Source organism: Microcystis protocystis FBCC-A270 (assembly GCF_050500235.1).
In the GTDB taxonomy this organism is placed as follows: Bacteria; Cyanobacteriota; Cyanobacteriia; order Cyanobacteriales; family Microcystaceae; genus Microcystis; species Microcystis ichthyoblabe_A.
Window position 1 is genome coordinate 4,208,485 of sequence record NZ_CP191407.1, and the last position, 16,220, is coordinate 4,224,704.

14 protein-coding genes and 1 pseudogene are annotated in these 16,220 nt (G+C 44.8%); 12 read left to right on the forward strand and 3 right to left on the reverse strand.

Features of this window, described 5'->3' with window-relative positions; all coding sequences use genetic code 11:
* Window positions 1–378: 378 nt before the first annotated feature.
* The 3 genes from ACQY1X_RS20550 to ACQY1X_RS20560 are packed head-to-tail and all read right to left on the reverse strand — an operon-like array spanning window position 379 to window position 4,282.
* Window positions 379–1,029 (reverse strand): hypothetical protein, encoded by a 651-nt coding sequence (locus tag ACQY1X_RS20550; protein WP_430015079.1) that lies wholly within the window; start codon window positions 1,027–1,029, stop codon window positions 379–381.
* A 41-nt stretch (window positions 1,030–1,070) separates the two neighbouring features.
* Window positions 1,071–2,351 carry a histidine--tRNA ligase gene (gene hisS / locus ACQY1X_RS20555; protein WP_430013461.1) on the reverse strand — a complete coding sequence of 427 codons (1,281 nt, stop codon included), beginning with the start codon at window positions 2,349–2,351 and terminating at the stop codon, window positions 1,071–1,073.
* A gap of 20 nt (window positions 2,352–2,371) precedes the next feature.
* A complete protein-coding gene (locus ACQY1X_RS20560; protein ID WP_430015080.1) occupies window positions 2,372–4,282 on the reverse strand; it encodes a heavy metal translocating P-type ATPase in 1,911 nt (636 codons plus the stop codon).
* 6 nt (window positions 4,283–4,288) lie between these two features.
* Here ACQY1X_RS20560 and ACQY1X_RS20565 point away from each other — a divergent pair, with 6 nt between their 5' ends.
* The 12 genes and pseudogenes from ACQY1X_RS20565 to ACQY1X_RS20620 all read left to right on the forward strand — a co-directional run bounded on the left by ACQY1X_RS20565 (window position 4,289) and on the right by ACQY1X_RS20620 (window position 16,028).
* Complete coding sequence (locus ACQY1X_RS20565; RefSeq protein WP_430015081.1) at window positions 4,289–4,597, forward strand: hypothetical protein; 309 nt, start codon at window positions 4,289–4,291, stop codon at window positions 4,595–4,597.
* 30 nt (window positions 4,598–4,627) lie between these two features.
* Window positions 4,628–4,753, forward strand: a complete 126-nt coding sequence (locus ACQY1X_RS20570; RefSeq protein ID WP_268745002.1) for a hypothetical protein — start codon at window positions 4,628–4,630, stop codon at window positions 4,751–4,753.
* Window positions 4,754–4,762: 9 nt separating this feature from the next.
* Window positions 4,763–5,563 carry an Rpn family recombination-promoting nuclease/putative transposase gene (locus tag ACQY1X_RS20575; RefSeq protein WP_430013463.1) on the forward strand — a complete coding sequence of 267 codons (801 nt, stop codon included), beginning with the start codon at window positions 4,763–4,765 and terminating at the stop codon, window positions 5,561–5,563.
* 136 nt (window positions 5,564–5,699) lie between these two features.
* A complete protein-coding gene (locus ACQY1X_RS20580; RefSeq protein ID WP_430013464.1) occupies window positions 5,700–6,596 on the forward strand; it encodes an Rpn family recombination-promoting nuclease/putative transposase in 897 nt (298 codons plus the stop codon).
* Between the two features lie 10 nt (window positions 6,597–6,606).
* Window positions 6,607–7,377: a DUF2887 domain-containing protein gene (locus tag ACQY1X_RS20585; protein WP_430015082.1), complete on the forward strand. Its 771-nt coding sequence runs from the start codon at window positions 6,607–6,609 to the stop codon at window positions 7,375–7,377.
* Window positions 7,376–7,756 (forward strand): annotated as a pseudogene (locus tag ACQY1X_RS20590) (DUF2887 domain-containing protein); the annotation flags it as partial. The gene ACQY1X_RS20585 and the pseudogene ACQY1X_RS20590, both read left to right, overlap by 2 nt.
* 133 nt (window positions 7,757–7,889) lie before the next feature.
* A complete protein-coding gene (locus ACQY1X_RS20595; RefSeq protein ID WP_002735424.1) occupies window positions 7,890–9,845 on the forward strand; it encodes an AAA family ATPase in 1,956 nt (651 codons plus the stop codon).
* 156 nt (window positions 9,846–10,001) lie between these two features.
* On the forward strand, window positions 10,002–10,280 hold the full coding sequence (locus tag ACQY1X_RS20600; protein WP_002797556.1) for a UPF0175 family protein: 279 nt from the start codon (window positions 10,002–10,004) through the stop codon (window positions 10,278–10,280).
* A 235-nt stretch (window positions 10,281–10,515) separates the two neighbouring features.
* Window positions 10,516–12,594: a glycogen debranching protein GlgX gene (gene glgX / locus ACQY1X_RS20605; RefSeq protein WP_016515291.1), complete on the forward strand. Its 2,079-nt coding sequence runs from the start codon at window positions 10,516–10,518 to the stop codon at window positions 12,592–12,594.
* Between the two features lie 115 nt (window positions 12,595–12,709).
* Complete coding sequence (locus ACQY1X_RS20610; RefSeq protein ID WP_430015083.1) at window positions 12,710–13,471, forward strand: DUF3887 domain-containing protein; 762 nt, start codon at window positions 12,710–12,712, stop codon at window positions 13,469–13,471.
* 46 nt (window positions 13,472–13,517) lie between these two features.
* Window positions 13,518–14,816 (forward strand): phosphopyruvate hydratase, encoded by a 1,299-nt coding sequence (gene eno, locus ACQY1X_RS20615; RefSeq protein ID WP_430015084.1) that lies wholly within the window; start codon window positions 13,518–13,520, stop codon window positions 14,814–14,816.
* A gap of 462 nt (window positions 14,817–15,278) precedes the next feature.
* Window positions 15,279–16,028 carry an SIMPL domain-containing protein gene (locus ACQY1X_RS20620; protein ID WP_002754107.1) on the forward strand — a complete coding sequence of 250 codons (750 nt, stop codon included), beginning with the start codon at window positions 15,279–15,281 and terminating at the stop codon, window positions 16,026–16,028.
* Window positions 16,029–16,220 lie beyond the last annotated feature (192 nt).

The window sequence follows — 16,220 nt, forward strand, 5'->3', positions numbered from 1 at the left end:
CATCATTACATAGGGTTTGCTGAATAAATGTGAAATATAGACGAGGTAAGGGTTTTAGGGTTCTATTTTGCTCTCACAGGTGCAAGATTTTGAGAGAATCGTCGTTCAAAACCTTGCGTCTTCATCGGCCCGCGTCCTGTAGGGGCGAAGCATTCGGACAATAACCTATCGGTGAAACCGTAGATTTTCTATCCGAATGCTTCGCCCGTACTTTTTCAGCAGACCCTACATAGGGTTTGCTGAAAAAGTTTTTTCTGGGTGTAGGGTGTAGGGTTTTACCGATTTTCATCTGGTCAATTATCTAATTTTCAGGGAAAAAGTCCCTGAGATAATTAGAACCAGATATTTTCGGAGGTAGGGGTGCAGAATTGCGAAAGGTTATTTATTTTTAGGAATTGGGGGAAGTTGCGGGGATTTTCGGCGAGAATTAGAACCGGATATTTTCGGGGGTAGGGGTGCAGAATTGCGATTAGATAAACTTTGAAGGCTCTTTTTCATATTAGCAGGTTCTGGCAGTTCTAGAGTTACCCCTTCTCTAGCGGTCATTGTTTCCTCTGGTAGGCATAAATCAAAAACAAACGCAGAATTATTAGTTAAATCGGCCAATTCTAATTTTACCATTTCTGGAGAGTATTCTCGTGCTAAGAAAGGTTCAATTTCGGTTTTAATTAACTGTTCTAATTGAGCCAGATAATTGATCTTAACAGGAGTAACAATTAAAGTTAACATTTCTTGCCAACCTTGCCCCCCTAATTCGGCCAAAATATCCCCATAACAGCGAATTTTCCAGCTACCTATTCCCAAATCTCGATAGGAAAAAATTTCCAGCCACCCCCCAGCATCCGATCGGTAATAATGAGTATATCGTTCACTACTTTCCGGAGATTCGTAATCGATACGCACTTCGATATTGACAAAAGGAGAATCCAGACGGGCCAAGAGACGATAGTTTCCCGAGACAATTTCTAGGGAATTAGTAGAAATTGTGCGTCCGTGATTCTCCCCTTGTTTTTGCAGTATAAATTCCATAATCTTAGCCTAGGCCTAATGTTTGGCCATGACGCTAAAACTTAGGATTTGTGCCTGGAGATTTGCGCTTTTAATTCCCCTGCTTGTGTCAATAAATCCGCTTGGGTTAGACTAATTTGTTCTTGGGTGGCCATCCATTTCAGTTGTACCGTGCCATTTTCAGCCTCAGCATCCCCCAAAATTATACAGCCCACGGCCTTAGCTCGATCGGCCCGTTTAAATTGTTTTCCGAAAGCGCTGCCGCTTAAGTCTAACTCAACGCTAAACCCCAATCCGCGTAATTGCTGCGCTAATACCACACTGCGGGCCTCAGCTTTTTCTCCTTTGGAGACGAGATAAAAATCGGGAACCAAAAAAGATAAAGATTGCTTTTGTTGTAATAATATAATCAGACGTTCTAAACCGATCGCCCAACCCACTGCTGGTGTGTCTGGACCGACTAATTGAGCTATTAAACCATCATAACGACCACCACCGCAAACCGTGGCTTGAGCGCCTAAATCATCGGACTGAATTTCAAAGGCCGTATGGGTGTAATAGTCCAATCCTCGCACTAAACAGGGATTAAGATTATAGATAACTCCCAAATCAGTTAGTAAAGATTGCACCCGTTCAAAATGCTTTTGAGAATCACTGCCGAGATGTTCAAGAATACTGGGGGCATTCTTACAGATAATCTTGGTTTTCTCGTCCTTACTATCCAAAATTCGCAGGGGATTTTTTTCTAATCTCTGTTGAGAATCCGCGTCTAAATCAGCTTTGTAGGGAGTCAAATAATCTAGCAGGGCCTGACGATAATTTTGCCTATCTTGGGCATTTCCCAGGGAATTAATATCTAATTTTAGGTTTTCTAGCCCCACAGCTTTTAATATCTCGCTGGCAAGGGTAATTACTTCCACATCCGCCCTAGGATCATCACTTCCCAACAATTCGACCCCGATTTGATGAAACTGTCGCTGCCTACCCGCTTGCGGACGTTCATAACGAAACATCGGCCCCTGATACCAGAGTCTTTGTACTCCTCCAGCGGCCTGTAATTTGTGTTCAATGTAGGCGCGAACGACCCCAGCCGTTCCCTCCGGTCGCAAAGTCAGGGAACGTTGACCGCGATCAAAGAAAGTGTACATTTCTTTACCCACCACGTCCGTCGCTTCCCCGATACCCCGTTCAAAAAGTTGCGTCTGTTCAAAAATGGGAGTTCGTATCTCTTGATACAGCGCAGTCCCTAAAATTCTGCTGGCAGTTTCCTCTAACCACTGCCAGTAACCGACCTCCGCCGGTAAAATATCTTTTGTGCCTCGGATTGCCTGGATTTCGCCCATAGTTCTCTGTATTTTTATCCCTATTTGAACAATCTTAAACCGCTTAGAGTCACTAATACCGTCGATCCTTCATGACCGATGACACCTAGAGGTAAAGTTATATCACCGGCAAAATTGGCTATTAGCAATATGCCGATAAACGCGAGGGCGAAGGTGATATTCTGTTTAACGATGCGATTGGCACGACGACCGAGGTTAATTGCGCTGGGAATTTTGGCTAAATTATCGGACATAAGGATAATATCGGCCGTTTCCAAGGCCACATCACTACCAGCTTTTCCCATGGCAATCCCCACATTAGCCATAGCTAAAGCGGGCGCGTCATTAATGCCATCCCCCACCATAGCGACAGTGTGATATTTTTCTTGGAGATTTTGGATAACGCTTAACTTATCTTCGGGCAGTAAATCAGCGTAAACCTCCTCAATACCGAGTTTTTCAGCAACTTTATCGGCACTTTGTTGATTATCACCCGTAATTAAAACGATATGTTCGATACCGATCTTTTTTAGCTGCTTCACCAGATTAACTGCCGATTCCCGCAGGGTATCGGACACAGCGATCGCCCCGATTATCTGATTCTCTTGTACTACCCAAACTAGGGTTCTGCCTTCTTTTTGTAAACGTTCGCGGATAGCTAGGATATTCTGGTCAAGATCAGTAATATGGTCACGAATATAGGCAAAATTGCCCACAGATACCGACTTATCGGCAATTTTTCCCGTGATACCCCGTCCCGATACCGCTTGCACCTGATTAGCACTGAAGAAATTTATACCACGTTCCCTGGCTGTGGCGGTAATAGCGGATCCGATGGGATGTTCGGAACAGGATTCTAGGGATGCAGCCACCGCTAACACCTCATTTTCGCTGACTGCATGGATAGGGATAATTTCCACCACTTGCAACTTACCAAGGGTGAGAGTGCCGGTTTTATCAAAAGCGATCGCTCGTATGCGGCCGATCATCTCCAATCTTGCGCCATTTTTGAATAAAATCCCCTGTTTTGCCCCGTTAGCGATACCCGATAACAAAGCTGGCATAATCGAGGCCATTAAAGCACAGGGAGAGGCCACCACGAGAAAAATTAAAGCCCGATAGATAGTGGTTTCCCAGGTCCAACCCCAGAAAAAAGGCGGTAAAATCCCGAAAATTAAGCCCAAAATCACGATAATTTTCGCATAACCCCGCTCGAAACCTTCGATAAACTCTTGGGAGGGAGGGGATTCATTTTGCGCTTTTTCTACCAAACGAATCACCCTCTCAATTAAGCGACTTTCGGGGGGAGTTTCCACCTTTAAACGTAGCACTCCCGCACCGTTGAGAGTTCCCGCAAAGACTTCTTCACCGATGGTTTTATCCACGGGAAGCGATTCTCCGGTAATTGGCGCTTGATTAATGGGACTGTTTCCCTCCATAATAATGCCGTCAATGGGGATTAATTCGCCCGGTTTGACCAAAACTGTGTCACCGATCCGTAATTGCTTGATAGGAACCTCTTTTTCCCTGTCTCCCGTGATTAATCTAGCAGTATCGGGGGTCATGGCCATGAGAGAACGAATATTGCGATCGGTTTTTGCCATGGCAATCTGTTCTAAAGCGCCACTAATAGCGAAAATCAGGATTAAAACGGCTCCATCGATGATGAGATAGTAATTACTGTCCCAGAGTCCCAAAATCGCCGCCCCTAACGCCGCTACAATCATTAACAGGTCCACATCTAGTTCTTTTTCCTCCCATAAAGTCGTCAATCCTGCTTGGGTACTTTCGTATCCTCCCACCACATAGGCGATCGCTAGTAGGATAAAAGCTGGGCCGATCAGATTAAGGTGTAGGCATAACCAACCAAAAAAGACTAAAATAGCGCAAATTCCTGCGGCAACTGCCGAGGAATACTCAGAAAACCAAGAGGACGAGATACTCTGAATCATGGATCGATGGCAATTACTTTTCTCCCCATTCTAGAAAAAATTAGATCGATGCAGAAAACCCCTAGTACGTTATCCCCTGCAGCTAACCTAGCCGATAATAATTGGAATTTTGCCGAGGTTTGGATCGATCCGCTGCTATCTCCTCCCTATATCTTGCTTTTACTGGCTGAATCTTCAGGAAACTATCGCGTGTACGATCCCTCTGAGGGTTATCAGGTGGTATTTACCGGTGCGAGTTACGAGGAAGCGGAAAATTGGCTACTAGAGGACGAATTTGAACCGGTAGAGGGACGACTTTCGCCAGTAGAGATATAATTTCCTTATCTTCCTTTCCGCTTTTCTTCGATGCTATCCTTACTAAAAAAGCGATGGAATTGGCTAAAATCGCTCTTTATTGGCAGTCCGAGGGCAATTAACCCCAAAAAAGTCAAAAATACTCCTCCAGAAGCCAGCGACGCACCAGAGGGATAGACCGAACTCATGAAAACCGACACGATTTTCTACCGACTTTTTCAAACCTTTCCCGATCTTCTGTTTGAGTTAATCGACTTTCCCAGGGAATTAGCCAATTTCTATCGATTTTCCTCCGTAGAGGTGAAACAACTATCTTTTCGCATCGATGGAGTCTTTCTACCAGAACGGCAAGATTTACCAATTTATTTTACCGAAGTTCAGTTTCAGAATGATCCGGAGTTTTATGCGCGTTTTTTCGCCGAAATTTTTCTCTATCTCAAACAGACGCAGTTAAAAAACAATTGGCGCGGGGTGGTGATCTATCCGAATCGAAGGGTGGAAAAGGAGAATATAGAGCGATATAGAGAGCTATTACAAGAAACAAGAGTACAAAGGATTTATCTCGAGGAATTAGCTGATATTCCACCAGATTCGCTCGGATTAGCGACGCTAGAGTTAGTAAGCTTACCCGAAGCGCAAGTGATCAACCGGGGAAGGGAGTTAATCGTGCGAGTGAGGGAAACGGGGGTAGAAAATCGCCAACAGGAACTTTTAGAATTGATAGAGACGATTTTGATTTACAAGTTGCCGCAGATTAATCGAAAGGAGATAGAAGCTATGTTTAGTTTAAGCGAGTTAAGACAGACGCGTGTGTTTCAGGAGGCCCTAGAGGAAGGTCGTCAAGAAGGGGAAATCATCGGAAAATTGGCTTCTGTTCCCTTATTATTGCGAGCGGGGGTTAATCCCAAGGAAATCGCCGCTTCTCTGGGATTATCTCTCGAACAGGTCTTAGAAGTGGCTCGCTCGCCGGGAGAGAGCGAGCGCTAGGGTATTTTCAGAACTAAAAAAGCGATGGAATTGGCTAAAATCGCTTTTTATTGGCAGTCTGAAGGCAATTAACCCCAAAAAAGTCAAAAATACTCCTCCAGAAGCCAGCGACGCACCAGAGGGATAGACCGAACTCATGAAAACCGACACGATTTTCTACCGACTTTTTCAAACCTTTCCCGATCTTCTGTTTGAGTTAATCGACTTTCCCAGGGAATTAGCCAATTTCTATCGATTTTCCTCCGTAGAGGTGAAACAACTATCTTTTCGCATCGATGGAGTCTTTCTACCAGAACGGCAAGATTTACCAATTTATTTTACCGAAGTTCAGTTTCAGAATGATCCGGAGTTTTATGCGCGTTTTTTCGCCGAAATTTTTCTCTATCTCAAACAGACGCAGTTAAAAAATAATTGGCGCGGGGTGGTGATCTATCCGAATCGAAGGGTGGAAAAGGAGAATATAGAGCGATATAGAGAGCTATTACAAGAAACAAGAGTACAAAGGATTTATCTCGAGGAATTAGCTGATATTCCACCAGATTCGCTCGGATTAGCGACGCTAGAGTTAGTAAGCTTACCCGAAGCGCAAGTGATCAACCGGGGAAGGGAGTTAATCGTGCGAGTGAGGGAAACGGGGGTAGAAAATCGCCCACAGGAACTTTTAGAATTGATAGAGACGATTTTGATTTACAAGTTGCCGCAGATTACTCGAAAGGAGATAGAAGCTATGTTTAGTTTAAGCGAGTTAAGACAGACGCGTGTGTTTCAGGAGGCCCTAGAGGAAGGTCGTCAAGAAGGTCGCCAAGAAGGTCGTCAAGAAGGTCGCCAAGAAGGTCGTCAAGAAGGTCGCCAAGAAGGTCGCCAAGAAGGTCGCCAAGAAGGTCGCCAAGAAGGGGAAATCATCGGAAAATTAGCTTCTGTTCCCTTATTATTGCGAGCGGGGGTTAATCCCCAAGAAATCGCCGCTTCTCTGGGATTATCTCTCGAACAGGTCTTAGAAGTGGCTCGCTCGCTGGGAGAGAGCGATCGCTAGGCTATTGATCGTGCGAGTGAGGGAAACGGGGGTAGAAAATCGCCAACAGGAACTTTTAGAATTGATAGAGACGATTTTGATTTACAAGTTGCCGCGGATTAATCGAAAGGAGATAGAAGCTATGTTTAGTTTAAGCGAGTTAAGACAGACGCGTGTGTTTCAGGAGGCCCTAGAGGAAGGTCGCCAAGAAGGTCGCCAAGAAGGTCGCCAAGAAGGGGAAATCATCGGAAAATTAGCTTCTGTTCCCTTATTATTGCGAGCGGGGGTTAATACCCAAGAAATCGCCGCTTCTCTGGGATTATCTCTCGAACAGGTCTTAGAAGTGGCTCGGTCACGCGAAGCGTGCGCGAAGCGTGCGCGAAGCGTTCGCCGGAAGATAGCGATCGCTAGGGAGTTAATCGTGCGAGTGAGGGAAACGGGGGTAGAAAATCGCCCACAGGAACTTTTAGAATTGATAGAGACGATTTTGATTTACAAGTTGCCGCGGATTAATCGAAAGGAGATAGAAGCTATGTTTAGTTTAAGCGAGTTAAGACAGACGCGTGTGTTTCAGGAGGCCCTAGAGGAAGGTCGTCAAGAAGGTCGCCAAGAAGGTCGTCAAGAAGGTCGCCAAGAAGGGGAAATCACCGGAAAATTAGCTTCTGTTCCCTTATTATTGCGAGCGGGGGTTAATACCCAAGAAATCGCCGCTTCTCTGGGATTATCTCTCGAACAGGTCTTAGAAGTGGCTCGGTCACGCGAAGCGTGCGCGAAGCGTTCGCCGGAAGATAGCGATCGCTAGGGAGTTAATCGTGCGAGTGAGGGAAACGGGGGTAGAAAATCGCCAACAGAAACTTTTAGAATTGATAGAGACGATTTTGATTTACAAGTTGCCGCGGATTACTCGAAAGGAGATAGAAGCTATGTTTAGTTTAAGCGAGTTAAGACAGACGCGTGTGTTTCAGGAGGCCCTAGAGGAAGGTCGCCAAGAAGGTCGCCAAGAAGGTCGCCAAGAAGGGGAAATCATCGGAAAATTAGCTTCTGTTCCCTTATTATTGCGAGCGGGGGTTAATCCCAAGGAAATCGCCGCTTCTCTGGGATTATCTCTCGAACAGGTCTTAGAATTGGCTCGGTCACGCGAAGCGTGCGCGAAGCGTTCGCCGGGAGAGAGCGAGCGCTAGGGTATTTTCAGATTTCGGCAGTAAAGATATAATTTCCTTATCTTCCTTTCCGCTTTTCTTCAAAACCCTTATTCTGTATGCTGTTTAGCAATAATTAGCGATCGCCAATTATCGGAGTAGTTGATAAACACTTATGAAGCTATCGTTTCTAAGGATTCACAAATCAATAACTTCCTTCCCAGAGCTAGAGCTACCTGATTTTGTGGTGCTTACAGGGGTAAACGGTGCGGGGAAAAGTCACTTACTGGAGGCTATCGAGAATGGGTCGATGCGGATTGATGATATAGAAGTGAATAATCAAACACGTCCTATTCGCCGGTTTGATTGGTCAAACCTTATTCCACAAGATACAGGTGCTTTTGCACCCTACCAAATTACTCAAGAAATATCTGGACTTTGGAATGAAATTAATCAGTATGTGAAAGAATCTCGTCTTCATATTTCTCAAAATCTTCAATACTTTAATCGAGTTGATTTAGATAAACTTAAGCCTCGTGAGCTTATAGGTCTTACAGCAGAAGAATTAACTAAAACAGGCAGTAGCGTAGAGCAAGCAAGTCAAATAATTCAAGCTATTCGGGATACCATTTCTACTGTAAATCAAAATGTGACTAATAGATTTATCCAAAATGATCGAGTCAATAGGCAACGCTTGATCGATTTATTTCAGAGCAACACCGATATTCCTTTAGTCGCTTTTGACGAAGATTATTTTTATGAACATTTTCCTAGAAGTTGGCAGTCTGTTGATATATTTCAGCAGTCACTTGCTAGGATCTTCGTAGATTATCAACGCAACTGGCTTACTAATCGGCTCAAACGTGTTGCAAATTTAGAAGGTGAGACTGTTAGCTTCTTAACTGAGGAAAAATTTTTAAACAAATATGGAGAACCACCTTGGGAGTTTGTAAATAGTATTCTAGAGACAGCAAATCTTGATTTCAGGATTAACCGACCACCGCAATACGAAGATCGCCCTTATGAGCCAATTCTCACAGATAGAGTTAGGAACTCACAAGTGAGGTTCAATGATTTGTCTTCAGGCGAACGGATTTTAATGTCTTTTGCACTGTGTCTTTATTACGCTGATGATAAGAACAAACTTATTGTAGATAATCCCAAAATTTTACTATTTGATGAAATAGATGCTCCCTTGCATCCTTCAATGACTCAATCTCTCTTGCGAACCATTCAAGATGTTTTAATCAATCGTCGCAATATTAAGGTGATTCTAACTACCCATTCACCCTCAACAGTCGCTCTAGCTCCAGAACAATCTATATACGCAATGTATAAGACTGAACAAAGACGGATGCAAAAGGTCACAAAAGATAAAGCTTTATCTATCTTGACTACTGGAGTTCCAACTTTAAGCATAGATTATGAGAATCGTCGGCAAGTTTTTGTTGAAAGCCGTTATGATGTTCAATTTTATGAGAAATTACACGAAAAGCTAAAAGATTATTTAACTCCTGAGATATCACTTAACTTCATCGCGTCTGGTGGAGGAAATGGTACCTGTGATCAAGTAAAAGATGTTGTTAATCAACTGAAAAAAGGAGGCAACCGAACAGTCTATGGAATCATTGATTGGGATTTAAAAAATTGTGGTAATGGTCGTGTTAAAGTTCTTGGCAAAGAAACGCGTTACAGCATCGAGAATTATATTCTTGATCCCGTGCTTATAGCAGCTTTTCTTGTACGAGAAAAGTTGATAGAACGCATTGAGGTTGGACTCAGTGAGCGTGAAACCTATGTTGATTTTGGCACTTTTGATTATACTCGGCTTCAACAAATAGCTGATTTCATAGTAGAGAAAGTTAAGCCTAAGATTCAATCAGAAGTTCAAGATGATTGTTTATTATGCCAGTATCTTAGTGGCAAAACCATCAAATTACCTAAGTGGTTTCTTCGGATTCAAGGGCATAAATTAGAAGAAATTCTGAAAGATCTCTTTCCAAAGTTAAAGAAATTTAAGCAAGAACCTGAGTTGAAATTAGAAATCATCTCAAAGGTAATTGACGATTTTCCGTCTCTTATTCCCTACGATATTTTATCTTTGTTAAAAGAAGTACAAGATGTTAAATAAGTTGAAAAGCTATATTATAGCAGTTATGTTAATGGTAAGATAGGACGTTTTCGTGGTGGGGAGTCGGTGGTCAATATCAAATTAGGTCATACTTAATCTTGATGAGACAGGCTATAAACATTATCAGTAAACCCCAAAAAAAAAGGAAGCTAAATCATGAAAATTACTATCGATATTCCCGATGAATTGCTTCAACATTACAACTACAATAATCTTACCCGTGAAATTTTAGAGGCTTTGGTGGTGCAGGCCTACCGAGCGGAAAAAATCACCAGTGCTGAGGTCGGAAGTATTTTAGGTCTATCTTCTCGTTGGGTGGTGGATGCTTTTTTGAAAAACCACGATGCCGATTTACATTACAATGAAGTCGATCTAGAGAGCGATCGCAAAACCCTTCAGCAACTTCGCAACAAACACGATCATAGTCTTTTATGATAGTCGTTTCAATTAAATTGAAGATAGATTTCGCCTTTGATATCCCCTTAATAAGGGGGGCGCTGATACCCCCTTGATCCTAGGGTTGATTCATGAATCAACCCTACTACCCTTAATAAGGGGGCGCTGATGGTTTTTAACACCTACCTACTTAGGGTCTGCTGAATAATGGTACGCCAATTCAACAACGCCGAATAATCTTATACTACTCCTAATCACTTCTTATCTCTTGACAATGACCTTAGAAACCGATCACGGTAAAAGCCATCCCGTCGGTGCGACTGTCTTGGCCGATGGTGTCAACTTCTCACTATTTTCTAAGTATGCCACTGCGATCGAATTATTATTATTTGATGATGCCAATTCCCCGCAACCTAGTCAAATTATTCGTCTCAATCCCCAAGAAAATCGCACTTTTTTCTATTGGCATATTTTCGTTCACGGGATTGGAGCCAGTCAAGTGTATGCTTATCGAGTCTATGGTCCGGATAATGCAGCCCAGGGTCATCGCTTCGATCCTGATAAAGTAGTTCTCGATCCCTATGCGAAAGCGATTGTCGGTGCGGAAATTTATGATCGACAAGCTGCCAGCGAAAAAGGCGATAATTGTCATCGAGCTTTGCGGGGTCTGGTGGTCGATCCGGGCTGCTATGATTGGGAAGATGACAAACCGTTACGCACTCCCTACTCTGCCAGTTTTATCTACGAAATGCACGTCGGTGGCTTTACTCGTAACCCGAATTCCGGCGTTAGCGAGGAAAAAAGAGGTACTTTTGCGGGATTAATCGAAAAAATACCCTATTTGAAAAACCTAGGCATTACTGCCGTGGAATTGTTGCCGATTCATTACTTTGATCCCGCTGCGGCCATGCCGGGGTTAACTAACTATTGGGGTTATAGCACGATCAGCTTTTTTGCGCCCCATGCCGGTTACAGTAGCGATCGCTCACCCCTGGGTCCTTTGAATGAATTTCGAGATCTGGTGAAAGCTTTACACAAAGCGGGGATCGAAGTGATTCTCGATGTGGTTTTCAATCATACCGCCGAGGGGGACGAAACCGGGCCGACTCTTTCCTTGAAAGGTATCGATAATCGCACCTACTACATCCTTGATGCGGTCGATAAAAGCCTCTATAGCAACTATACCGGCTGTGGTAACACCCTCAAGGGCAGTCATCCGATTGTCGGCAAAATGATTCTCGATTGTTTGCGCTATTGGGTGTCGGAAATGCACGTCGATGGTTTTCGCTTTGACCTAGCGGCCGTATTATCGCGCAATGTGGACGGGGAACCGATCCTGCAAAAAGGTTATAACATGATCTGGGCGATCGAATCGGATCCTGTCTTAGCCGGGACAAAATTAATCGCCGAAGCTTGGGATGCGGCAGGATTGTATAGTGTCGGTCAATTTGTCGAATTTGCCGATTGGTTTTCCGAGTGGAATGGTCCTTTTCGCGATGATGTGCGTGCTTTTGTCCGGGGAGATACCGGCATAGTCACGAAATTAGCGGCGCGGATTTTAGGAAGCCCCGACATATACCACAGACCTAACACTGATGTCAATAGAAGTATAAATTTTGTTACCTGTCACGATGGCTTTACCCTTAACGATCTAGTGTCCTACGACGAGAAACACAACGAGGCTAACGGCGAGGAGAATCGGGACGGTTGCAACGATAATTTTAGCTGGAATTGTGGGATAGAAGGGGAAACCAATAACGAGGCGATTAAAACCCTGCGACTGCAACAAATAAAAAATCTCTTAACGATCCTGTTCATTTCCCAAGGAACACCTATGCTGTTGATGGGGGACGAAGTGCGACGCACCCAAAAGGGCAACAATAACGCCTATTGTCAGGATAACCAGTTAAGTTGGTTCGATTGGAGTGCGGTAGAGCAAGAGTTCGATCTTTGGTGTTTCGTAAGGAGACTGATCGATTTTAATAAAAAATTAGCTCTTTTCCGTCAAGAAAAATTGCTAGAAGTCACCTATACCAGTCTTGAACCCCATCTCAGTTGGCATGGTGTACAGTTGAGTAAACCCGATTGGTCGGAAGATTCCCGCAGTTTAGCTTTTTCCCTGCGTCATCCTAAGGCAAACGAGTATTTACACATTATGCTCAACGCTTACTGGGAATCTCTCAACTTCCAGTTACCACCCTTGGGACAAGGGGAAAAATGGCATCGCGTCATTGATACTGCTGGGCAATTGTCCGAGGCAGCCTGTGATTTAGATGCCGCCGCCGCTATTGAATCGGAAAATTATCGGGTGCAAGCGCGTTCGGCGGTAGTTTTAATCGTTAAATCAGTATAACAAGAGGAGAGATATTGCTCGATCGACCGATGTTGAATGCTTTAACTAATGAACAATGGCATCAATTCAATCGTCAAGTGGAAAAACGTTATTTATTTGCGGAGCAATAGCTGAAATGATGCGGCTTTCATTAGCGAAACGGGTATCGATTCTCTCTTTGTGTTTAATTGGTTTTTCCCTGCCTTGGACTCCGTTCGGCGCTTCACCAGTACAGGCGAACCTAGAACCGACTGCGATCGCTCTTGGTGATCCCGTTCGGGAAGAAAAGCAAGCTCGGCAGATAGTGGAATGGTTGGGAACTAAACAATACGACAAGGTGATCGCAGCTTTGTCACCCCAACTAAAACCCCTCTGGACTGCCGAAAAACTGCAAAAGGTCTGGGAAAGTCAAGTAACTGACCATACTGGACCGTTTAAGCGCATTGTCAAAACCAAGGTACTCGATGCTATCAATGCCAATCTGGTGATTGTCACCGTTGAATTTGAGAAAGTTACCGACGATGTGATAGTTACCTTTAACCGAGCTGGTCAGATAGTTGCCGCCGATTTTCCCGAATTTCGTAGTATTTCTGAGATTGGCACGGCTTTTGTCACGGCCTTGGCCAATAAAGACTACGGCCTGGCCCGAGGTTTTTTACACCCTTTCCTGAAAGCTGAGGTTTTCCCCACCAGAGTACAAGGCGCTTGGGAGAATTTACTCAAGCGTACCGGCACCGTGCGTCGGATCGTGGGAACTCAGGTCAGAAAAGGTTCGGGTGCGGACGGCGTGGATTTGGTGTTGGTGACGATTCAATTTGAAAAACTGACGGATACTTTAATCCTCGTTTTTGATGATCAAAAGCAGATTGTCAACGTGGATTTCCCTTTAGGCAATTAGTAATCAGCCGAAATTACCCCGTAAATTGAGTTGGAGACGATAAGTTATGTTAGATAAAATCGAAGTTCCCATCGAAGCGATCGCAGCTAGGGAGATTCTAGATTCCCGCGGCCGTCCCACCATCGAAGCGGAAGTGCTGTTAGAATCGGGGGCGCTCGGTTTGGCCCAGGTTCCCAGTGGCGCTTCTACGGGTAGTTTTGAAGCCCACGAATTACGCGATGATGATCCCCAGCGTTACGGTGGTAAGGGTGTCCTGAAAGCGGTTCGCAATGTCCACGAAAAAATTGTCCCGGTTTTGCAGGGGATGAATGCTTTCGACCAAGCTAGTGTCGATTTAGCTATGATCCATCGCGATGGCACGGCCAATAAACGAGAATTAGGGGCTAATGCTATCCTAGCCGTCTCTCTGGCTACGGCCAAAGCAGCGGCGGCGGATCTGGGATTGCCTCTCTATCGTTATCTCGGTGGTCCGATGGCCAATGTGCTACCCGTCCCGATGATGAACGTGATCAATGGTGGTTCTCACGCTGATAATAACGTCGATTTTCAGGAGTTTATGATCTTCCCCATCGGGGCCGATTCTTTTAAGGAAGGTTTGCGTTGGGGAGCGGAAGTATTCGCCGCTTTGGGTAAGGCCTTGCACGAACGCAAATTACTGACCGGTGTGGGCGATGAGGGCGGTTATGCTCCTAATTTGGCTTCAAATCAGGAAGCTTTGGATATTTTGATTGAATCGATCGAACGTGCTGGTTATAAACCGGGGTCGGAGGTGGCTTTAGCTATGGATGTGGCCGCCAGTGAATTCTATAAGGATGGTCAATACATCTACGATGGTTCGGCCCATTCTCCGGCCGAAATGGTGGATTTTTTGGCCAGTTTAGTCGATCGCTATCCGATTATTTCTATTGAAGACGGTTTACACGAGGAGGATTGGGATAACTGGAAATTATTGACCGATAAACTGGGGGCGCGGATTCAGTTGGTGGGCGATGATTTGATGGTGACTAATCCCATCCGTCTGCAAAAAGCGATCGATCTGGGTATTGCTAACTCGATCCTGATTAAACTCAATCAGATCGGTTCTTTGACGGAAACCCTACAAACGATCGCCCTGGCCACCCGTCACGGTTATCGTTCTGTTATCAGTCATCGCTCTGGAGAAACGGAAGACACCACGATCGCAGATCTGGCGGTGGCTACTAATGCCGGACAGATTAAAACCGGTTCTCTCAGTCGCAGTGAACGGGTGGCTAAGTATAATCGCTTATTACGCATCGAAGAAGAATTGGGCGATCGGGCGGTGTACGCGCCGAAAGTCGGTTTAGGTCCAAAATTCTTGGCCTAAAATTTGCAAAAAGTCTTGCAGTGATCGAAAAAGGGTGTTATACTAAAGGTACTGATAACTGATAACTGGTCACTGACTATTGTGGTACTTCGCTGAAACCTTTTTCGGCGAAGTATTTATTTGTGGCCTTTTTTTTGCACAAAGTTATGATTTTTGGATCAAAGGTGTTATACTAAAGGTACTGATAACTGATAACTGGTCACTGACTATTGTGGTACTTCGCTGAAACCTTTTTCGGCGAAGTATTTATTTAACCACAGTTCGGGTTAAACAGAGGGGGATAAAGCCCATTCCATGGTCAAGCTGAACTTATCGGGCGTTGTCGCCGTCAGCGCTAGGGAGTTTTTGGGGAAGGGAAAGCATCCCGTCAGATTGCGACCTCCATTGATTTTTGTAAATAATAATTTCAAGGCACTCGCTACTAGCATAGGATGGAAACGTCAGATTTCTAGGATGGGGATGATGAAAGACAGTTCTATATTTCGACGTTTCCCACAGGTGTTCGCGGGTTTATCAGTGCTATCGATCGCTCTCGTCTTGAGTTCGTGGATAGCGGCACGCTCGTTCTTGGCGGTGAAACGGGCGAGCGATGTTTTTGTCGTCACTGGTTCGGCCAAAAGGGCGATTACATCCGATTATCTTCTCTGGCGTTTATCGGTTTCCAGTCAACAACCTACCGCCCAAGATGCCTACCGCGATCTGATCCGGCAAACCCAGCGGATACGAGCTTATCTCAAAGAAAAACAAGTTCCCGAAGACGCAATCACCACCAACGCGATCGAGACGATGGCGATTCCCGAAGTAACAGTTAACGGCCAGGAAACCGGACAAATTCTCGCCTATCGTCTCACCCAACGCTTCGAGATCCGAGCGAGCGATGTGGCCCGTTACACGGAACTTTCTAGGCAGGTAACGGAATTGATTGAGGAGGGAATTAACCTCGTCTCTGAACCTCCCCAATATCTTTACACCCAACTGGATAAGCTGCGGGTGGAAATGGTGGCGGCGGCGACCAAAGATGCGAGAGCGAGGGCTGAGGCGATCGCTAGTAGTACCGGCAGTCGGGTGGGAAGGGTGCGCGATGCGAAAACGGGAGTTTTTCAGATCACCTCGCGCAATTCCACTGACGTGAGCGATTCGGGAATTTACGACACTTCCTCGATCGACAAAGATATTACCGCAGTGGTTTCGGTGACGTTCGGGATCGAGTGAATTAGAGTCTTTACCTAGGGGTGCATCTGATTTTTGTCAATCTACCCAGTGGGGATTTTTCCAGGGAAACTATCTTCTAAAATTCGCGCTTAATGGCGATTTTTTCCTCAATCCCGCCGCAGATTAGCTTTTGCAGTGGGATGCTTAGATGCGGTTGTTCATACATTCGTACTAATTTAAGGATGACTGATC